The sequence below is a fragment of the Pseudomonas sp. Y24-6 genome (assembly GCF_020295325.1).
Classification (GTDB): Bacteria; Pseudomonadota; Gammaproteobacteria; order Pseudomonadales; family Pseudomonadaceae; genus Aquipseudomonas; species Aquipseudomonas gregormendelii.
In genome coordinates this window covers 325,875-344,967 of record NZ_JACBXG010000004.1, presented here as the reverse complement: position 1 = coordinate 344,967, position 19,093 = coordinate 325,875, and the positions used below count along the sequence as shown (strand labels likewise).

General features: G+C 61.2%; 17 protein-coding genes. 3 read left to right on the top strand and 14 right to left on the bottom strand.

Annotation, left to right across the window (positions count from 1 at the left end; translation table 11 throughout):
* Window positions 1–42: 42 nt before the first annotated feature.
* From HYI44_RS10320 to HYI44_RS10275, 10 genes are all read right to left on the bottom strand, one after another.
* A complete protein-coding gene (locus HYI44_RS10320; protein WP_225569350.1) occupies window positions 43–1,230 on the bottom strand; it encodes an ATP phosphoribosyltransferase regulatory subunit in 1,188 nt (395 codons plus the stop codon).
* 316 nt (window positions 1,231–1,546) lie between these two features.
* Entirely contained in the window at window positions 1,547–2,416 is an 870-nt protein-coding gene (hflC, locus tag HYI44_RS10315) for a protease modulator HflC (protein WP_045061835.1), read from the bottom strand.
* On the bottom strand, window positions 2,416–3,588 hold the full coding sequence (hflK, locus tag HYI44_RS10310) for an FtsH protease activity modulator HflK (protein ID WP_122841560.1): 1,173 nt from the start codon (window positions 3,586–3,588) through the stop codon (window positions 2,416–2,418). Before hflK ends, hflC begins: the two co-directional genes overlap by 1 nt.
* Before the next feature lie 96 nt (window positions 3,589–3,684).
* Entirely contained in the window at window positions 3,685–4,986 is a 1,302-nt protein-coding gene (gene hflX, locus HYI44_RS10305; RefSeq protein WP_045061837.1) for a ribosome rescue GTPase HflX, read from the bottom strand.
* Between the two features lie 12 nt (window positions 4,987–4,998).
* Entirely contained in the window at window positions 4,999–5,259 is a 261-nt protein-coding gene (gene hfq / locus HYI44_RS10300; RefSeq protein WP_007902656.1) for an RNA chaperone Hfq, read from the bottom strand.
* Window positions 5,260–5,353: 94 nt separating this feature from the next.
* The gene (gene miaA, locus HYI44_RS10295) at window positions 5,354–6,325 is read right to left on the bottom strand and encodes a tRNA (adenosine(37)-N6)-dimethylallyltransferase MiaA (protein WP_122841559.1); all 972 of its coding nucleotides are present in this window, start codon (window positions 6,323–6,325) and stop codon (window positions 5,354–5,356) included.
* Window positions 6,325–8,235 (bottom strand): DNA mismatch repair endonuclease MutL, encoded by a 1,911-nt coding sequence (mutL, locus tag HYI44_RS10290; RefSeq protein ID WP_122841558.1) that lies wholly within the window; start codon window positions 8,233–8,235, stop codon window positions 6,325–6,327. Before mutL ends, miaA begins: the two co-directional genes overlap by 1 nt.
* Window positions 8,232–9,659, bottom strand: coding sequence for an N-acetylmuramoyl-L-alanine amidase (locus tag HYI44_RS10285; RefSeq protein ID WP_122841557.1), 1,428 nt, complete (start codon window positions 9,657–9,659; stop codon window positions 8,232–8,234). The genes mutL and HYI44_RS10285 overlap by 4 nt, the downstream gene beginning before the upstream one ends.
* Entirely contained in the window at window positions 9,660–10,130 is a 471-nt protein-coding gene (gene tsaE / locus HYI44_RS10280) for a tRNA (adenosine(37)-N6)-threonylcarbamoyltransferase complex ATPase subunit type 1 TsaE (protein ID WP_045061841.1), read from the bottom strand.
* On the bottom strand, window positions 10,118–11,617 hold the full coding sequence (locus HYI44_RS10275) for an NAD(P)H-hydrate dehydratase (RefSeq protein WP_225569349.1): 1,500 nt from the start codon (window positions 11,615–11,617) through the stop codon (window positions 10,118–10,120). Before HYI44_RS10275 ends, tsaE begins: the two co-directional genes overlap by 13 nt.
* A 63-nt stretch (window positions 11,618–11,680) precedes the next feature.
* Between HYI44_RS10275 and queG the strand changes: the two genes are divergently transcribed.
* Window positions 11,681–12,745 (top strand): tRNA epoxyqueuosine(34) reductase QueG, encoded by a 1,065-nt coding sequence (gene queG / locus HYI44_RS10270; RefSeq protein WP_225569348.1) that lies wholly within the window; start codon window positions 11,681–11,683, stop codon window positions 12,743–12,745.
* 146 nt (window positions 12,746–12,891) lie between these two features.
* On the opposite strand, the gene HYI44_RS10265 is transcribed toward queG, so the two are convergent.
* Both HYI44_RS10265 and orn read right to left on the bottom strand, forming a co-directional pair.
* Window positions 12,892–13,503 carry a trimeric intracellular cation channel family protein gene (locus HYI44_RS10265; protein WP_045061844.1) on the bottom strand — a complete coding sequence of 204 codons (612 nt, stop codon included), beginning with the start codon at window positions 13,501–13,503 and terminating at the stop codon, window positions 12,892–12,894.
* 162 nt (window positions 13,504–13,665) lie between these two features.
* Window positions 13,666–14,208, bottom strand: a complete 543-nt coding sequence (gene orn / locus HYI44_RS10260) for an oligoribonuclease (protein WP_045061845.1) — start codon at window positions 14,206–14,208, stop codon at window positions 13,666–13,668.
* 107 nt (window positions 14,209–14,315) lie between these two features.
* On the opposite strand from orn, the gene rsgA reads away from it, so the two are divergent.
* Window positions 14,316–15,347 (top strand): small ribosomal subunit biogenesis GTPase RsgA, encoded by a 1,032-nt coding sequence (gene rsgA, locus HYI44_RS10255; RefSeq protein ID WP_045061846.1) that lies wholly within the window; start codon window positions 14,316–14,318, stop codon window positions 15,345–15,347.
* 152 nt (window positions 15,348–15,499) lie between these two features.
* On the opposite strand, the gene motB is transcribed toward rsgA, so the two are convergent.
* Both motB and motA read right to left on the bottom strand, forming a co-directional pair.
* Entirely contained in the window at window positions 15,500–16,525 is a 1,026-nt protein-coding gene (motB, locus tag HYI44_RS10250; protein ID WP_225569347.1) for a flagellar motor protein MotB, read from the bottom strand.
* A 3-nt stretch (window positions 16,526–16,528) separates the two neighbouring features.
* Window positions 16,529–17,380, bottom strand: a complete 852-nt coding sequence (gene motA / locus HYI44_RS10245; RefSeq protein ID WP_122841553.1) for a flagellar motor stator protein MotA — start codon at window positions 17,378–17,380, stop codon at window positions 16,529–16,531.
* 166 nt (window positions 17,381–17,546) lie between these two features.
* Here motA and HYI44_RS10240 point away from each other — a divergent pair, with 166 nt between their 5' ends.
* Window positions 17,547–19,085, top strand: coding sequence for an HDOD domain-containing protein (locus HYI44_RS10240; RefSeq protein WP_225569346.1), 1,539 nt, complete (start codon window positions 17,547–17,549; stop codon window positions 19,083–19,085).
* Window positions 19,086–19,093: the final 8 nt, after the last annotated feature.

The window sequence follows — 19,093 nt, the reverse complement described above, 5'->3', positions numbered from 1 at the left end:
CTTCGCGCAAACTTGGTGCCGGCCACGGGCCGACAGGAAAACTCAAGAAGCCAATGGCGATACTTGCCACAGCCCGTTCTGCTGAATCAATTGCCGGTCGCAGTCCGCTTCACGGGCGGCGGCCAAAGGTTGCCCAGGCAACGCCTGAACGACACGCTGACCCTCACTGCGCAACTGGCAAACCTGCTGCCAGAGTGCCGCATCCGTACTGTCAGGCATCCAGATACCGCCAGACGGTAGCTCGATCTCAGCACGCCCCAGGGTCACCAGGGTTTTCAAATCGGTGGAGAAGCCGGTGGCCGGGCGGGCACGACCGAAGTCGGCGCCGATGTCGTCGTAACGACCGCCCTGGGCGATGGACTGGCCAACACCCGGCACGAATACGGCAAACACCACACCGGTGTGGTAGTGGTAACCACGCAATTCGCCCAGGTCGAAATACAGCGGTAACTCCGGGAAGCGCACGGACAGCCGTTCGGCAATTGCCAGCAGGTCGTCCAGTGCAGCCAGTACCGGCGCCGGCGCATGAGCCAGGCGCTCACGGGCCGCTTCCAGCACTTCACGCCCGCCGCACAGGTCGACCAACGCACGCAGCATGCCCGACAAATCGGCAGGCAAGCCCTCGGTCAACGTAATGACCTCGTCGATGGCCTTGCGTTGCAGCGCGTCGAACAACTGCTGCTCGACTTCACCGGACAAACCGGCGGCGCGCGCCAGGCCACGGTAAATGCCTACATGCCCCAGGTCCATGTGCACGTCCGGCACATCGGCCAGTTGCAGCATGGCCAGCATCAGGCTGATGACTTCCACGTCGCTGCTCGGGCTACCGTCGCCGTACAGTTCGGCGCCCAGCTGAATCGGGCTGCGCGAGGACGACAAGGCGCGCGGCTGCGCATGCAGGACGCTGCCGGCATAGCACAGCCGGCTCGGGCCTTCGCGACGCAGGGTGTGCGCATCGATGCGCGCCACCTGCGGCGTGATGTCGGCACGAAAGCCCATCTGCCGCCCCGACTGCGGGTCGATGACCTTGAAGGTACGCAGATCGAGGTCCTGGCCCGCGCCGGTCAGCAGGGATTCCAGGTACTCGATATGGGGAGTCACGACAAACTCGTAACCCCAGCTCTGGAACAGATCCAACACCTGGCGGCGCGCTACTTCAATGCGCGCTGCCTCCGGTGGCAGTACTTCTTCGATGCCATCTGGCAGCAGCCAGCGGTCTACCGTTGCCATTACGCCATTCCCCTATGATCCGGGCGGCCAGCCGTTGGGCGAGCCTTGAGTGAAGCAGAAAATGACCGGCTCATGCGCAAATCAGCGCGCATGAACAACAGGGCGAAAAGCCTGTAATCGGCTTCGCCTGTCATTTCCCTCGAAAAACCTGTCGAGTCGTTCAACTCGGGTGCCTGCATAAAAACAGCAATCAAACGTGCAGACGCAAAAAAGCCGGGAATTTCCCGGCTGCCGCATCATACACACGTTTTCCCAAAGGATCACCCCGCCCGAGGCTTTAGCCGCCAGGCGGAGGACGATTCAGGTCAACGCCGTATCAAGGCTTGGCTTTTTCCAGGTAACGGAAGAAGTCGCTGCTTGGGTCGAGGACCATGACGTCGGATTTGTTCGCGAAGCTTTCACGGTAGGCTCGCAGGCTACGATAGAAACCGTAGAACTCCTGGTCCTGGCCGTAGGCCTTGGAATAGATCGCCGCCGCCTGGGCGTCGCCGTCACCGCGAACCTCTTCAGATTCACGATAGGCTTCAGCCAGCAGCACTCGACGCTGACGATCAGCGTCGGCACGGATGCCTTCAGCCAGTTCGTTACCTTTGGCGCGGTGCTCGCGAGCTTCACGCTCACGCTCCGAACTCATGCGTTCGAATACGCTGCGGTTCACTTCCTTCGGCAGGTCGATGGCCTTGACCCGAACATCGACAACTTCGATGCCCAGCTCTTTTTCGGCCATCTTGTTCAGCGAAGCGGTGATGTCAGACATCAACGCATCACGCTCGCCCGAGACAACCTCGTGCAACGTGCGCTTACCGAACTGGTCACGCAGGCCCGATTCCAGACGACGGGACAGACGCTCGTCAGCGATCTGCTTGAGGCCGGAGGTTGCGGTGTAGAAGCGCTCGGCATCTTTCACGCGCCACTTGGCGTAGGCATCGACCATGACGGCTTTCTTTTCCAGCGTCAGGAAACGTTGTGTCGGTGCATCCAGCGTCATCAGGCGTGCGTCGAATTTGCGCACCTGGTTAACGTAAGGCACTTTCACATGCAGGCCCGGCTGAACGTCAGCCTGGACCACGCGACCGAACTGCAGCAACACCGCACGCTCGGTCTGAGCCACGATGTAGAAGCAGTTCCAGGCAGCGATCGCCACGACGACCACGACAATAAGGGCGATCAGCGATTTATTGCTCATCAGCGACTCTCCCTGGTACGTGCCTGCTGTTGCTGCAGATCAGCTGCTGCACGCGCATTCGCTTCATTGCTGGTGGCTGCTGCGCCCGTCACCGGAGCGCTGGTGCTGCGACCACTGTCAATCATCTTGTCCAGCGGCAAGTACAGCAGATTGCTCTGGCCGTTCTTGTTACCGGTCACGAGAACCTTGCTGGTATTGCTGAAGACTTCCTGCATGGTGTCCAGATACAGACGCTCGCGGGTAACTTCAGGTGCCTTGCGATACTCGCTAACCAGTTTGGTGAAGCGATCTGCCTCACCCTTGGCGCGCGAGACGGTTTCGTCACGGTAGCCGTTGGCATCTTCAAGGATGCGCTGGGCCTGACCACGGGCTTCCGGCACGACGCCGTTGGCATAGGTTTCAGCCTGGTTGCGCGAACGCTGCTCGTCTTCACGGGCACGGATCACGTCATCGAAGGCTTCCTGCACTTCACGCGGTGCCGCTGCGCTCTGTACGTTGACCTGGGTAACGGTAATACCGGTGCGATAGGTATCCATGAAACGTTGCAGGCGCTCCTTGATTTCGCTGGCCATCAACTCACGACCTTCGGTCAGTACCTGGTCCATGGCGGTGGAACCCACCACATGGCGCAAGGCGCTTTCAGTCGCGTGCTGCAGGCTGATTTCCGGCTGATCGACGCTCAGCACGAAGTCCTGCAGGTTGCTGATCTTGTACTGCACGGTCAGCGGCACTTCGACGATGTTCTCGTCTTCAGTCAGCATTTGACCCTGTTTGGTGTAGGCACGCTCACGAGTGACGTTTTCCAGGTACTTGCGATCGATTGGCGGGAAGTAGATGTTCAAGCCCGGGCCAACCGTTTCGTAGTACTTGCCGAAGCGCAGCACCACGGCTTGCTCCTGCTCGTCGACGACATAGACCGCGCTGTACAGCCACACAGCCGCCAGCACGACGAGGACGACGCCAAGTATGCCGCCGAAGCCGCCACTTTTGCCCGAACCGCCGCCGTCATCACCACGTTTCTTACCACCACCGAACAACCCGTTCAGGCTTTCCTGCAGCTTTCGGAAGGCCTCGTCGAGATCCGGTGGTCCCTTGCGGTCGCCGTTATTGCGGCGCTTGCCACCCCAAGGATCCTGATTATTCGAGTTGCCACCCGGCTCATTCCAAGCCATAGCGCTCTCCATCTGATAAAGCAAAGACGCACCCACGGCGCGCCGACCAATGCTACAGAATGCCTGCGACTGCGGCACAACCGCTTTCTCAGGCTTTTATTGCAAAGTGTGTTGCTCGATGAACTCTGTCGGCACAACGCCTTCACGGCTGACCAGCCGATTGAGCTCCGAGCGCGGCAATCGAACGGCCAGCAAGCTGACCCCTTCTTCGTCGTATTCTTCTTTCTGCACCGCACCGAGGTCGAAAAACTGCGCACGCAGTCGAGCGAATCGTTGCGGCAAGCGCAAGGTACCCACAAACAGCTCACTGCCCAGCAACTCGGCAATGGCTTGCTCCAGCAACTCCAGGCCACTGCCATCACGCGCCGACAACCAGACCCTTAGAGGCTTGCCGTTTTCGTCGCGCTGGATTTGTGGCTCGACGCCTTCAAGCAAATCGAGTTTGTTATAGACCTCGAGGATCGGCAAGTCCTGGGCACCAATCTCGCCCAGCACCACCATCACCTGTTCGATCTGCAACATGCGATCCGGCTCGGCCGCATCGATCACGTGCAACAGCAGATCGGAGTTGCTCGACTCTTCGAGGGTAGACCGAAACGCCTCGACCAGCTTGTGTGGCAAGTGGCGAATGAAACCCACGGTGTCGGCCAGCACGATCGGCCCCAGGTCGTCCAGTTCCAGACGGCGCAAGGTCGGGTCCAGGGTGGCAAACAGCTGGTCAGCCGCATACACATCGGATTTAGTCACGTTGTTGAAGAGCGTGGACTTGCCGGCGTTGGTATACCCCACCAGAGACACGGTAGGGATATCCGCGCGCGTACGGCCACGTCGCGACTGTTCGCGCTGGCTGCGCACTTTTGCCAACCGGCCCTTGATCTGACGCAGGCGAACCCGCAACAGGCGGCGGTCGGTTTCCAGTTGGGTTTCACCCGGGCCACGCATGCCGATACCGCCACCTTGACGTTCAAGGTGAGTCCAGCCACGTACCAGGCGGGTGCTCATGTGGTCAAGCTGGGCCAGTTCTACCTGGAGCTTGCCTTCATGGGTACGGGCGCGCTGGGCGAAAATATCGAGAATCAGACCGGTGCGGTCAATCACGCGACACTCGAAAACCCGTTCGAGGTTACGTTCCTGACTCGGCGTGAGGATGTGATTGAAGATCACCAGATCTGCCTTCTCGGCATGGACCAGGTCGCGCAGTTCCTCGACCTTGCCACTGCCGATCAGGAATTTGGCGGTTGGCCGATGACGCGGCACGTTAAAAAACGCAACGGTCTCGGCGCCGGCCGAATTAGCCAACTCCTGAAACTCCTGCGGATCTTCGCGCGCCTCAGGGTCCTGTCCATCCAAGTGAACGAGGATCACTCGCTCACCACCACCGTGGCGCTCAAAGAACAAAGGAGACTCCTATCAGGCGTTACCTGGCTCAGCGTCACCCGCTTCGGATTCGGTTGCGCTAGGCAGACGAATTGGACGAACCGGCACCACTGTCGAGATAGCGTGTTTGTAAACCATCTGGCTCACGGTGTTCTTCAGCAGGATAACGAACTGGTCGAAAGACTCGATCGTGCCTTGCAGTTTGATCCCGTTGACCAGGTAGATGGAAACCCCAACTTTCTCTTTACGTAAAGTATTCAGGTAAGGGTCTTGTAGCGAATGCCCTTTTGACATGTGCCGCACTCCTTTAAGGATTCAAAATAAAAAATAGGTAAACAGATGGCTTGTGGCCGTCACACCCCCAAGGATAGACGGCAATTGCAAGGACTCAGCTCAATATGGAGATGGTCCCCAGGTATTTCAAGGCGCGCGGCAGATTGTCGCAATCCAGGCTGTCCAACCAATGTAAGTCAGCCCAACTGCGCAGCCAGGTGAACTGACGCTTTGCCAACTGGCGCGTGGCAATAATTCCACGCTCCTGCATCTCGGCTTGCGTCAGCTTGCCATCCAGGTAGTCCCAGACTTGTCGGTAGCCTACTGCACGTATAGAGGGCAACCCGGCATGCAGGTCACTTCGTTTACGCAGGGCTACGACCTCGTCAATGAATCCCTGTTCCAACATTAATGTGAATCTTTGTTTAATTCGCTCATGCAGTACTTGGCGATTCGCCGGAGCAATGGCCAAGTTCGCGACAGTATAGGGCAATTGTTGCCGCCCCGAAGCGGCTGCTTCAGTACTTTGCGCAGATTGTTGCAAGCGTAGCGCAGTCATGCTCTGACCGCTCACCCGGTAAACTTCCAAGGCTCGACTAAGGCGCTGGGGATCGTTCGGATGAATACGCGCCGCGGATTCCGGGTCAATGGCCGCCAACTGGTCGTGCAGGGCTTGCCAACCCAGGCGCGCAGCCTCTTCCTCGATCTGTGCGCGAACCTCGGCGTCGGCCGCTGGCATGTCTGCCAGGCCTTCCACCAAAGCCTTGTAATAGAGCATTGTACCGCCCACCAGCAGCGGTATTTTGCCGCGAGCGGTGATCTCGGCCATAGCCTCCAGCGCGTCACGGCGAAAATCGGCGGCTGAATAGCTCTGCGCCGGATCAAGAATATCGATCAGGCGGTGCGGGTATTCGGCCAGCAGTTCCCTGGAAGGCTTTGCAGTGCCGATATCCATGCCGCGGTAGACCAGCGCCGAATCAACGCTGATCAGCTCGCACGGCAGGACCTTGCTAAGTTCGATGGCCAGGTCGGTCTTGCCGGCGGCGGTCGGCCCCATGAGGAAAATCGCAGGAGGAAACTGGCTCATCAGCGACCGCGCAAGAACAGTTTGTCCAGATCGTCCAGGCCCAGTTGGGTCCAGGTCGGTCGGCCATGGTTGCATTGGCCGCTGCGCTCGGTGTTTTCCATGTCACGCAGCAGACCGTTCATTTCCGGCAATGCCAGGCGCCGGTTGGCGCGGATGGCGCCATGGCAGGCCATGGTGCCGAGCAATTCATTCAAATGAGCCTGGATGCGGTCACTGGTGCCGTATTCCATCAGGTCCGCCAGCACGTCACCGACCAGACGATTGGCCTCGGCCTGCTTGAGCAGTGCCGGTATCTGCCGGATGGCCAGTGTTTCCGGGCCCAGGCGCTGCAACTCAAACCCCAGGCGCTGGAACCAGGCCTGGTGTTCCTCGGCGCAATCGGCTTCGCGCTGGCTGACCGCCAGGGACTCTGGCACCAACAGCGGCTGGCCACTCAAGCCTTCGCTGGCCATGGCAATTTTGAGGCGCTCGTACATGATCCGCTCGTGGGCGGCGTGCATATCGACCAGCACCAGCCCCTGGGCGTTTTCCGAGAGGATGTAGATGCCCTTGAGCTGCGCCAGGGCGTAACCCAGCGGCGGAATGTCCTCTTGTCCGGCCGGCAGCGCGGCTGCGTTGGCTTCGGGCAGCGGGGCAAAGAACTCACGGTAGGCCGCCTGCGCTTCAGCTGCCGGCACTGTGGACTGTGGCCGTGGCGAGTATTGATACTGGTAGCCGGCACCCGCGCCCGAACCCGCCGGCGTATTGAACGTCGGCTGGGCCTGGGGTTGCTCCAGCAGCGCGTTGGCCGCCAGGCGCATTTCACCCTGCGGGCCGAACTCGCCGGCATCGATGCCGGTGGGGCGCACGATCGCCGTGGCGACAGGCGCTGCCAGATGATCGTCCGGACGCACATCGCCCAGGGCGCGGTGCAGCGTGCCATAAAGAAAATCGTGAACCATGCGCCCATCGCGAAAGCGCACTTCGTGTTTGGTCGGGTGCACGTTGACGTCAACGCCTGCCGGATCGACCTCGAAGAACAGCACGAAGGTCGGGTGCCGGCCATTGAACAGTACGTCGCGATAAGCCTGGCGCACGGCGTGAGCCACCAGCTTGTCGCGCACCGCACGGCCGTTCACGAAGAAATACTGCAGGTCGGCCTGGCTGCGGTTGAAGGTCGGCAAACCCACCCAACCCCACAGATGCAAGCCGTTGCGCTCGATTTCGATCGGCAGGGCCTGCTCGAGGAAACCCGCACCACAGATTGCCGCCACGCGCCGGGCGCGGGCCGCATCATCGTGCGCCTCATGCAGGCTGAGGATAGTCTTGCCGTTGTGGCGCAGGTGGAATGCCACGTCGAAGCGGGCCAGCGCCAGACGCTTGATCACTTCCTGCAGGTGATCGAATTCGGTTTTTTCGGTCTTGAGAAACTTGCGTCGCGCCGGTGTATTGAAAAACAGGTCGCGAACTTCCACCGAGGTGCCCACCGGGTGAGCAGCTGGCTGCACGCGGGGCGCCATGTCCCGGCCTTCGGTCTCGACCTGCCAGGCCTGATCGGCGTCGCGGGTGCGCGAGGTCAGGGTCAGGCGCGCCACGGAACTGATCGACGCCAATGCCTCGCCACGAAAACCAAGGCTCATGACCTGTTCGAGGTCTTCCAGGTTACGGATCTTGCTGGTGGCGTGGCGGGCCAGGGCCAGCGGCAGGTCATCCGCCGAGATTCCACGGCCATCGTCACGCACTCGCAGCAGTTTGATGCCGCCCAGCTCGACATCGACGTCAATGCGCCTGGCGCCGGAGTCGAGGCTGTTCTCCAGCAACTCCTTGATCACCGAAGCCGGGCGCTCGACCACCTCGCCGGCAGCAATCTGGTTCGCCAGGCGCGGGCTGAGCAGCTCGATACGAGCATCGTTGCCGACAACTGCGCTCATTCCTTGGCCGCCAGTTCGGTGCCAGGAATGGTCAGGTGTTGCCCGGCCTTGAGGTCGTCACTTTTCAGGTTGTTCGCGCTGCGCAAGGTGGCCGGGGACACCTGGTAGCGCACGGCAATCATCGCCAGCGTCTCCCCAGGGTTGACCCGGTGATCACGCGGCCCCTGGGCGATCCCACCGGAATCACGCAACCAGGCGATGTAGGTGCCTGGCGGCGGGTTCTGCTGGAAGAATTGGCGTACGCCGCTGCTGATGGAGCGGGCCAGCGCCTGCTGGTGACTCGCCGCGGCAAGTTTCGACGCTTCGTTGGCATTGGAGATAAACCCGGTTTCCACCAGGATCGACGGGATATCCGGTGACTTGAGCACCATGAACCCGGCCTGCTCCACTCGTTGTTTGTGCAGCGGAGTGACGCGACCGATGTTGCTCAGGACTTTCTGCCCGACGTTCAGGCTGGAGGTCAGGGAGGCGGTCATCGACAGGTCGAGCAGTACGCCAGCGAGCATGCGGTCCTTGTCATCGAGGCTGACATTGCCAGCGCCCCCGATCAGGTCGGAACGGTTTTCGCTATCAGCCAGCCAACGGGCTGTCTCCGAAGTGGCACCGCGATCAGACAGGGCAAACACCGAAGCGCCGAATGCCGCCGCCGATGGGGCCGCGTCGGCATGGATCGAGACGAACAGGTCGGCGCCTTTCTTGCGGGCAATTTCGGTTCGGCCGCGCAGCGGGATGAAGTAGTCGCCGGTGCGGGTCAGTTCGGCGCGGAAGCCTTTCATGCCATTGACCTGACGCTGCAGCTCCCGGGCAATGGCCAGTACCACGTCTTTTTCACGTTGGCCACGGGAGCCCGAGGCGCCAGGGTCTTCGCCACCGTGCCCGGCATCGATGACCACGATGATTTCCCGCTTGCCAGCCGGGGCTGGCGGCAACTTGACCGGCGGATCGATTGGCGTGACCGGCACCGGCGCCACCTTGGCGACGTTGGTCGGCGCGGGAATAGGCGCGGCATCGGCAGCGTCGTCGAACAGGTCGACCACCAGGCGATTGCCGTACTGGGCGTTCGGCGCCAGGGTAAAGCTCTTGGGAGTCACGGCTTTCTTCAGGTCGATGACCACGCGCAGGTCGGTCGGCGTACGCTGGGCCGAGCGCATGGCGGTGATCGGCGTATTCGCCGAATTGACACTCAATGGTGCGCCAAGGGACGCGCCATTGATGTCAATGACCAGTCGATCCGGCGCTGTCAACGTGAAGACACTGTGTTGCACTGGCCCAGACAGGTCGAACACCAGCCGGGTGTTGTCCGGCGCTCGCCACAAGCGAACGCTGTTGACCTTCGATTCGGCCACAGCGTTGACGGTTACCGCCAAAAGCAACAATCCTACGGCAGCTACCATCGCGCGAAAGCGCATACCTGACCCCATCATTTAATTGAATTCCAATGCCAAAGCGGCACACCAGGACTCGCCACGCGAGCCTTGGGACAAAATTTTCAGCGAACGGCCGCTGTGTTGCGGGCTAATGGTAATGGTCAGGTCGGGCTTTGGCAAAAAGCCTGCACCCTTTTCGGGCCATTCAATAAGACACAACGCGTCATCTTCGAAATAATCCCGTATCCCCAGGTACTCCAGCTCTTCCGGATCGACCAGCCTGTAGAGGTCGAAATGGAAAGCCCGGACCTCGCCGATCTCGTAAGGCTCCACCAAAGTGAAGGTCGGACTTTTTACCGCGCCGACATGCCCCAGCCCCCGAATGATTCCCCGTGACAAGGTGGTCTTGCCTGCCCCCAGATCGCCCTCGAGAAAAATCAGACCATGCCCGCCAGTGGTTCGTGCAATGCGCTCGCCAAATGCGCTCATCGCTTCTTCATCAGCCAGGTACAGGTTTACTTCAGACACGGTGCTTGCTCCTCCAACAACTGACGAATGGCCGGGATCAGATCACTGGCCGCCAGCCCACGGCCCGATTTTCCTTCTTGCGCGCCGGCATTGGCATGCAGCCATACCCCCAGGCAGGCCGCGTCGTACGCGTCCATGCCCTGGGCCAGCAACGCACCGACCAATCCTGCGAGTACATCGCCCAAGCCGGCGGTAGCCATCGCCGGATGGCCTTGATGACACAGCGCCAGACGCCCATCCGGGCTGGCGATCAAGCTGCCGGCGCCTTTGAGAACGACGACAGCTGTATATTTTTTGCTCAACGCGCGGGCTGCAGCCGGGCGGTCCGCCTGGACCTCGGCCGTCGACATGCCCAGCAAGCACGCGGCCTCCCCCGGGTGCGGGGTAATGATGCAGCCTTTGGGCAAGCTGACGTGCGCCTCGGACAGCAGGTTCAGTGCATCGGCGTCCCAGACTTGCGGCAGCGGTGCGTTGGCAGCGGCCGACAACAGGCTGCGTCCCCAGGCGTCGCGACCCAAGCCTGGGCCGACGACCAGCACCGAGACCTTTTCCAGTAACCCCATCAGCTGGTTCGCGGAGGAAGTCCCCAGCACCATGGCTTCTGGCATTCTGGCTAAAGCGGCGGGCACGTGTTCGCTACGAGTCGCCACGGAGACCATGCCCGCACCACTGCGCAGGGCGCTTTGCGCACTCAGGAGAATAGCGCCGCCGAAGCCCCGATCACCGCCGATAAGCAACACATGGCCAAATTTACCTTTATGTGACGCCGGCGCCCTGGGTGCCAGTCGAGGCAGATTGCCAGTACCCAGGCGACGAGCGCTGACAGGCGCCCGCGCCAGCAGCTGCGGCTCCGCCTGCAGGTCGTTGAATACCAACGTTCCTACTTGATCCGCCGCATCGCCGGTGAACAGCCCCAGCTTCAGGCCAATGAAAGTCACCGTCAGGTCGGCGCACACGGCGCAGCCAAGGATGCGCCCGGTATCGGCACACAGGCCTGAAGGAATATCCACCGCGGCCACTGGCAGGTCGCTACAATTGATGGCGGCGATTGCACTGGCATAGGGTTCACGTACTTCGCCGCTCAGCCCGGTGCCGAGCAAAGCGTCCAGCACGATGCCACGCAAGCATGGCTGCGCATCCCAGGCCTCAATGACGACCTGTTCGGCAACGGCTTCGGCATAAGCCCGCGCCGCATCTCCCTGCAGCCGCTGGGGGTCAGCAACAGCCAGCACTCGCACCGACCATCCCGCGCGCCGGGCCAGCACGGCAACCAGATAGCCGTCACCGGCATTGTTGCCGTGCCCCGCCAACACGCTCAGTTCGTTCGCCGCCGGCCATTGGCGCACCAGCGCGCGCCAGGTTGCCCGCGCCGCGCGCTGCATCAATTCGAAGCCTGGCGTACCTGCCGCAATCAGGCTCGCATCAAGCTCGCGGACTTGTGCGGCGCTGTACAGCGCGTCGGGTAATTCATCTTTAGTGTGCGGCATACGTCTTCGGGCTCCGATGTCTGGCAGAATTATACGCACCTCAGCTCCGGTTTCTCTCGCCTCATGCCCGCTATTACTACAGACCTGCCCGCCCTCGCCCAATCCATCAAGGACTGGGGCCGCGAGCTGGGCTTTCAGCAAGTCGGCATCAGCGGCCTCGACCTGGCCGAGCATGAGCAGCACCTGGAGCGCTGGCTGGCAGCCGGCTACCACGGCGAAATGGAATACATGGGCGCCCACGGCAGCAAACGCTCGCACCCGGATCAGTTGGTACCCGGCACCCTTCGAGTGGTTTCCCTGCGCATGGACTACCTGCCGGGCGACACCGAAATGGCCAAGCGCCTGGCACAACCTGAAAAAGCTTATGTCTCGCGCTATGCGTTGGGCCGCGATTACCACAAATTGATCCGTAAACGTGTGCAACAGCTGGCAGAAAAAATTCAGGCGGTCATCGGCCCCTTCGGCTATCGCGCTTTCGTCGACAGCGCTCCGGTGCTCGAGAAAGCGATCGCCGAAAAGGCCGGCCTGGGCTGGATTGGCAAGAACACCCTGGTATTGAACCGCAAAGCCGGCAGCTACTTCTTTCTCAGCGAGCTGTTCGTCGACCTGCCCCTGCCGGAAGACCCGCCCCACGCCACCGAGCACTGCGGCCGCTGCACCGCTTGCCTGGACATCTGCCCTACCAATGCCTTCGTGGGGCCCTATGTGCTGGATGCCCGCCGCTGCATCTCCTACCTGACCATCGAACTCAAAAGCGCGATTCCCGAAGAACTCCGGCCGCTGATCGGCAATCGGGTGTTCGGCTGCGACGACTGCCAGATGGTCTGTCCATGGAACCGTTTTGCCCGGCCATCTGGCGAAAGCGATTTCAAGCCGCGGCACAATCTGGACAACGCTGAACTGGCCGAGCTGTTCATGTGGGATGAAGAAAAATTTCTCGGCAGCACTGAAGGCTCGCCGCTACGCCGGGCGGGTTATGAGCGTTGGCTGCGCAATCTGGCGGTGGGGCTGGGGAATGCACCGTCGAGTATTCCGGTACTGGAGGCGCTGAAGGCTCGGCGCGAGTACCCGTCGGAGCTGGTGCGCGAACATGTCGAATGGGCCCTCAAGCAACATGGACTGCTGTAGGAGCGAGCTCGCTCGCGATGGTCGTCAACGATGACGCTGGGGACCTGGCACCCGGCGGCGCTCTCAGGTTTTTCGCGAGCGAGCTCGCTCCTACAGGAGGCGTTTCAGTCAACGATAACCTGTGCCCCGCAGGCAGGGTGGCGGCGTCAGGCCTCGTCGTTATAAACGAACTTGGGCATTTCCCAGTGGAATCGAATCGCCAGCAAACGCAGCAGGAATCCGCCAAACAACGTCACCAGGATGGCCTGCTCGCCAGGCATCTGCAGGTAAATGCACAACATGTAGCACCAGGCTGCGGCGAACGAGACGCTGGCGTATAGCTCGCGGCGGAAGATCAGCGGTATATCGTTGCAGAAGATGTCCCGCAGGATGCCGCCGAACACGCCGGTGATCACTCCGCTGACAGAAGCCACCAACATGCCATGGCCCATTTCCAGGGCGGTCATGCAGCCGATCAGGGTGAAAGCCACCAGCCCCACGGCGTCCAGCACCAGGAACAATGAGCGCAAGTGGCGCATCCAGCGTGCCGCAAAGATGGTGAACATGGCTGCGAACGAGGTCAGCACTAGGTATTCCGGGTGTTTGACCCAAGTCAGCGGGTAATGCCCCAGCAGCACATCGCGCACCGATCCACCGCCCAGGGCCGTGACGCAGGCGATCAGCACCACGCCAAACCAGTCCATGCCGCGACGCCCGGCAGACAGGGCGCCAGTCATGGCTTCGGCGGTGATGGCGATCAGGTAGAGCATCAGCAACATGGTGGCGGTCCTTGCAGGAAGGCGCGCAGTCTACTCACTTCGCCGAGGCACCAAAAGAGGGCGCGTGCGGTGCCCCCCCCGCAGGCTGCGGTCTTTTAACTTTTTTCAAGATCAAGAGATCGCAGCCTTCGGCAGCGCCTACGCAGGGCGCGTAGTCCGCAATCAGAACTTGATGAAGTGCTTGCGGTAATGTTGCAGCTCGGCGATGGATTCGCGGATGTCATCCAGGGCCAAATGGGTGCTGCCCTTCTGGAAGCTGTCACGCACCTCGGGCGCCCAGCGCGCGGCCAGCTCCTTGAGCGTCGACACATCGAGGTTGCGGTAGTGGAAATAGCTTTCCAGGGATTTCATGTGCGTATAGAGGAAGCGACGGTCCTGACAGATGCTGTTCCCACAGATCGGCGACTTGCCCTTGGGCACCCACTTCTCCAGAAAGGCAATGGTCTCGGCTTCGGCTTCAGCCATGCTGATGCGGCTGTCGCGAACCCGTTGAGTCAAGCCTGAGCCGCCATGCTGACGGGTATTCCACTCATCCATGCCGGCGAGAATTTCATCGCTGTGGTGGATAGCAATCACCGGACCTTCGGCCAAGGTGTTCAAATCACTGTCGGTGACGATGGTGGCCATCTCGATGATGACGTCGGTATCAGGGTTCAGACCGGTCATTTCCAGGTCGATCCAGATCAAATTCTGCGGGTTTTGCATGTGTCGGCTCCTAGGCAATGCTGCGCAGTTTAGCTTAGAGAGGTGGCTGGGCGTGCTAAACTCGCGGCCGTTTTACCTAATCGCTGCATTCTTGATACGGAACACCCATGGCCAAACGCCAACTCAATCGTCGTCAAAACTGGCGCATCGAAAAGATTCAGGGCGAGCGCGCTGCCCGCGCCGCCAAACGCGAGTCCTCGGCTGTCGAGGCACTCGAAGGTGGCGACCTGGGCCCGGAACAGACCGGCCTGGTGATCGCGCACTTCGGTGTACAGGTCGAAGTCGAGGCGCTCGATGGCGATTTGGCCGGCCAGGTATTCCGCTGCCACTTGCGGGCCAACCTGCCTGCGCTGGTAACCGGAGATCGGGTCGTCTGGCGTGCCGGCAACCAGGGTATCGGCGTCATCGTCGCGCAATTGCCGCGCAACACCGAGCTCTGTCGCCCGGACAGCCGTGGCCAGCTCAAGCCGGTGGCGGCCAACGTCGACATGATCGTGATTGTCTTCGCCCCGCTGCCCGAGCCTCACGCCAACCTGATCGACCGTTACCTGGTCGCCGCCGAGCATGCGGGTATTCGCCCGCTGCTGCTGCTCAACAAATTCGACCTGATCGACGAGCAGAATGCCCCGGCGCTGAATGCCCTGCTGGCGGTCTACCGCACCCTGGGTTATCCAGTGCTGGAAGTCTCTGCGCACCACGGCAATGGCATGGAGCAGCTTCAGCAACAGCTCGATGGGCGCATCAGCGTATTCGTCGGCCAGTCCGGCGTCGGCAAGTCCTCGCTGGTCAACAGCCTGCTGCCGGAAGTCGACACCCGTGTCGGCCCGCTGTCCGAGCTCTCCGGCCAGGGTACTCACACCACCACCACCGCGCGCCTGTTCCACTTCCCCGGCGGCGGTGAGCTGATCGACTCCCCGGGCATCCGTGAATTCGGCCTGGGCCACGTCAGCCGTGCCGATGTCGAGGCCGGCTTCATCGAGTTCAACGACCTGATCGGCACCTGCCGCTTCCGCGACTGCAAACACGACCGCGAGCCGGGTTGTGCCCTGCTCAAGGCACTGGAAGATGGCCGCGTGCAACAGCAACGGATGAACAGCTACCGCTCGATCATCGCCAGTCTGCCGGAAAGCACCTACTAACAGCTGCCCTGCCCCCTCGATGCCGAGGTGGTGGGCTCGCTGCTGCCTGCCTGCCTGCCTGAAACCTGAAACCTGAAACCTGAAACCTGAAACCTGAAACCTGAAACCTGAAATCATTAGATGTCAGATGTTTCTGCAGGGCTTGTCCACGTCTATTGCGCCGGCGCGCCCGGTTTCGGCGCCGCATCCTCGAACAGATTCAACCGCTCGCGAATCTCATGCGCCGGTATCGGCTGCTGGTCGGCAGGCAAGGCATTCGGATCAACCGGAGTGGCCGGGACCTCCCCCGGCGCGCCCTGCCCCTGGGGCAGCGCTCCCGTAGGATCAGCACCTTGCGCCCCTTCAATGGCTTCCTGGGCCTTTTTGGTCAAGACCACTATGTCGATACGGCGATTGACCGGATTGACCGGGTTGACCCGGTCAAACAAGGCCGAAGACGCATAACCGACCACGCGCGCCACCTGCGATTCAGGATAACTACCCGCTACCAGTGCACGTCGTGCGGCGTTGGCGCGGTTGGCCGAGAGTTCCCAGTTACCAAACTCGCCGCTGCCGGTGTACGGCGTGGCATCGGTGTGGCCACTGATGCTGATCTTGTTCGGCACAGCCTTGATGGTATCGGCCATGGCCAGCAGGATGTCTTCGAAGTAAGGCTTGAGCCGGGCGCTGCCCGAGTCGAACATCGGCCGGTTTTCCGCGTCCATGATCTGGATACGCAAGCCGTTCGGGGTAATCTCGAACAGGATCTGGTCCTTGAACTTCTGCAGCTGCGGGTTCTCGTCAACCTTGTTCTGCAACTCCTGCAGCAACAGTTCCAGGCGCTCTTTCTCGACCTGCTCGGCCATGCCTTCGACCTGCTCGGTATCGATGGTCACCTTGTCCGGCTGCGGCTGGGACTTGACCTCAGGATTGAGGGTGTTCTCCGGCGCCAGGGTCGGCGAGCCGCCCAGGTCGATGATGTAGGGCGTGCCACTTTCGGAGAACCCGATAGGGTCCTTGAAGTAGCCGGCGATGGCGATCTTCTGCTCAGGCGTTGCCGTGGACATCAGCCACAACACCAGGAAGAACGCCATCATCGCCGTCGCGAAGTCGGCGAAGGCGATTTTCCAGGCGCCGCCGTGATGCCCGCCGGCGATGCGTTTGACGCGCTTGATGATTATCGGCTGGTTGTTTTCCATGACTCAGCGTCCGCGAACCGCTTGTTCCAGCTCGGAGAAGCTTGGACGGTGCGCCGGGTACAGGACCTTGCGCCCGAACTCCACCGCCAGCGACGGCGGCATGCCGGAGGCCGAGGCGACCAGCGAAGCCTTGATGGCTTCGTAGACGTTCAACTCTTCCTTGGCATCGTGGGCCAGGGAAGTGGCCAGCGGGCCGAAGAAACCGTAGGCCGCGAGGATACCGAAGAAGGTCCCCACCAGTGCCGCACCGACGTGCATGCCGATCGCTTTCTGGTCGCCTTCACCCAGGGAAGCCATGGTCACCACGATACCCAGTACCGCAGCCACGATACCGAAACCCGGCATGGCGTCGGCGATGCCGTTGACCGCGTGGGATGGGTGCTCGAGGTCTTCCTTGAGGCTGTAGAGCTCCATGTCGAACAGGCCTTCAAGCTCATGGGGAGCCATGTTGCCGGAGGACATGATGCGCAGGTAATCACAGATGAAAGCGGTCATGCGCTCATCTTTGAGCACAGTCGGGTACTTGGCGAAGATCGGGCTCGCCGCCGCATCTTCGATGTCGCCTTCGATGGCCATCATGCCTTCACGGCGGCTCTTGTTGAGGATTTCGTAGATCAGGCCCAGCACTTCGAGGTAGAAGGCGTGACTGAAACGCGATCCGAACATGCTCAGGGATTTCTTGAGCACGTGCATCGTCATGTAGCCGGGGTTGGCCTGCAGGAAGGCGCCGAGCGCCGCACCGCCAATGATCAGTACCTCGAAAGGCTGGATCAGGGCGGCAATTTTGCCGTGGGATAGCACGTATCCGCCGAGCACGCTCGCGAATACGACAATGATGCCGATTATTTTAGCCATAGGTAGGAGAGCACTTACTGAGTCGGGTTCAAGGTCATATTCGGAAGTTAAACAATCTCTTCTTCTACTTATCGGCGAAACTGCGCCAGACTATAGCCCGTTCAGGCGAAAAGCCACTTTGGCTCATTCAGCGCGCAGGTAATGCAGACGATGATCACGTCCATCCATGGCTAATGAAACGAACGTTCCAACCCCAAAACCAACGACGCTCGAAGGCTGGATCAAGCTTCTCGACAGCGTCCGGCTGCCCGTACCGCAGGCCAGCCATGACCGGGTATGCCAGGCGATTCGCAACAGCCGCAGCTCACTGCGTGACATCGCCGAACTGATCCAGGGCAGCCCGGCCCTGGCGCTGAGCGTGATTCGTGAAGCCAATCGGCAGGTGCGCAGCGGCCTTAGCGAACCGGCGGAAAACCTGGAAGTGGCGATCAATCGTCTCGGCCTCAAACGCACTGAAGAACTGCTCGCCCGCCTGCCGACGCTGCCCCAGATGCAAATCCCTGCGACCTTGCGCCAGTTGCAGCTGATCAGCCAGCACGCGACCCAGCAGGCCAACGGCTTTTTCGCCAGCCGCCTGGCCCGGCTCTGGCAGGACATCCATTGGGGTAGCCTGCTGTTTCTGTCACCACTGTGGCCGATGGCGCTGATCTACCCGCAGTTGCTCGAAGAGTGGGAACGGCGCGTGATTCATAGAGGTGAATCCGCGCGCAAGGTCGAACAGCAGTTGTTCGGCGTGCGTTTGCTGGACATCTGCCAGGCCCTGGTCGATCTGTGGCGCCTGCCGATCTGGGTGCAGCAGGGTTACCGCCTGTTGCTCAAGGAACAGCGCGAACTGGTCAAGGTGCTGCGCATTGCCCGCGACAGTGACCACCCGTTGCGCCAGCAGAATAGCCTGGATGACGACCCGACCCTGCGTCGCTGGCTCAATCAACCTGCCAACACCGTACTACTGGCCAATGGCCTGGCGCTTTCGGCACAACAAGCCTGGGACAGCCCCCACAGTAGACGCTGGCAGAACCTGACCAGCCTGTACCTGCAAGTTTCGATGGACGAGGTGCAGCAGCAATTGCACCAGCAGGCTGCCAACAGCGCCCGCTACCATGCCATGCCAGACCTCTGGCACCCGGCGGTCTCACTGATCTGGCCCTGGGACACCCCGCGCCAGCAGGCAGGCGCACAGCCGACCCCGCCGCCGACTGCGCAAGACCTGGCCAAGTGGCGCAAGGTGTGTGCCGAGTTGCTGGTGGAGCCGAGCCGCTTTGCCAATGCGATGCACCTGACCACGTCCGCCAGGGATGCCCTGGTTGCCTGCGGCATGCGCCGGGTGCTGATCCTGATGGCTGATCGCACTCACGCCAATTTACGCGTGCATCAGAGCGCCGGACTGCCCAAGGACGCCGCCAGCCTGAATTTGCTGGTCAGCCAGAGCACCGTGCTGCAACGCCTGCTCGCCCACCAGGCCCAGGTGCGCCTGACCCCGGAAAATAATGCACAATTTTCCGCATTGCTCCCGGCCAGCCTGCGCTCGCTGTTTGGCGGCGAGCATTTGCTGCTGCGTTCACTGGTCAATAATGGCCGGGTGATCATGCTGGTGGTGGCGGACCAGGGTGGTGGACCGTTCTCGGATATCACCGTACAAGCCTTCGGCAAAACCGCGCAGTGCATCGAGAAGGCGCTGCACAGCTTTAGCCACCGTGGCCAATGAGGCTGCGT

Coding starts and splice junctions, on each gene's coding strand:
- HYI44_RS10320 (WP_225569350.1), bottom strand. CDS start 1,230: ATGGCAACGGTAGACCGCTGGCTGCTGCCAGATGGCATCGAAGAAGTA.
- hflC (WP_045061835.1), bottom strand. CDS start 2,416: ATGAGCAATAAATCGCTGATCGCCCTTATTGTCGTGGTCGTCGTGGCG.
- hflK (WP_122841560.1), bottom strand. CDS start 3,588: ATGGCTTGGAATGAGCCGGGTGGCAACTCGAATAATCAGGATCCTTGG.
- hfq (WP_007902656.1), bottom strand. CDS start 5,259: ATGTCAAAAGGGCATTCGCTACAAGACCCTTACCTGAATACTTTACGT.
- miaA (WP_122841559.1), bottom strand. CDS start 6,325: ATGAGCCAGTTTCCTCCTGCGATTTTCCTCATGGGGCCGACCGCCGCC.
- mutL (WP_122841558.1), bottom strand. CDS start 8,235: ATGAGCGCAGTTGTCGGCAACGATGCTCGTATCGAGCTGCTCAGCCCG.
- HYI44_RS10285 (WP_122841557.1), bottom strand. CDS start 9,659: ATGATGGGGTCAGGTATGCGCTTTCGCGCGATGGTAGCTGCCGTAGGA.
- HYI44_RS10275 (WP_225569349.1), bottom strand. CDS start 11,617: ATGCCGCACACTAAAGATGAATTACCCGACGCGCTGTACAGCGCCGCA.
- queG (WP_225569348.1), top strand. CDS start 11,681: ATGCCCGCTATTACTACAGACCTGCCCGCCCTCGCCCAATCCATCAAG.
- HYI44_RS10265 (WP_045061844.1), bottom strand. CDS start 13,503: ATGTTGCTGATGCTCTACCTGATCGCCATCACCGCCGAAGCCATGACT.
- orn (WP_045061845.1), bottom strand. CDS start 14,208: ATGCAAAACCCGCAGAATTTGATCTGGATCGACCTGGAAATGACCGGT.
- rsgA (WP_045061846.1), top strand. CDS start 14,316: ATGGCCAAACGCCAACTCAATCGTCGTCAAAACTGGCGCATCGAAAAG.
- motB (WP_225569347.1), bottom strand. CDS start 16,525: ATGGAAAACAACCAGCCGATAATCATCAAGCGCGTCAAACGCATCGCC.
- motA (WP_122841553.1), bottom strand. CDS start 17,380: ATGGCTAAAATAATCGGCATCATTGTCGTATTCGCGAGCGTGCTCGGC.
- HYI44_RS10240 (WP_225569346.1), top strand. CDS start 17,547: ATGGCTAATGAAACGAACGTTCCAACCCCAAAACCAACGACGCTCGAA.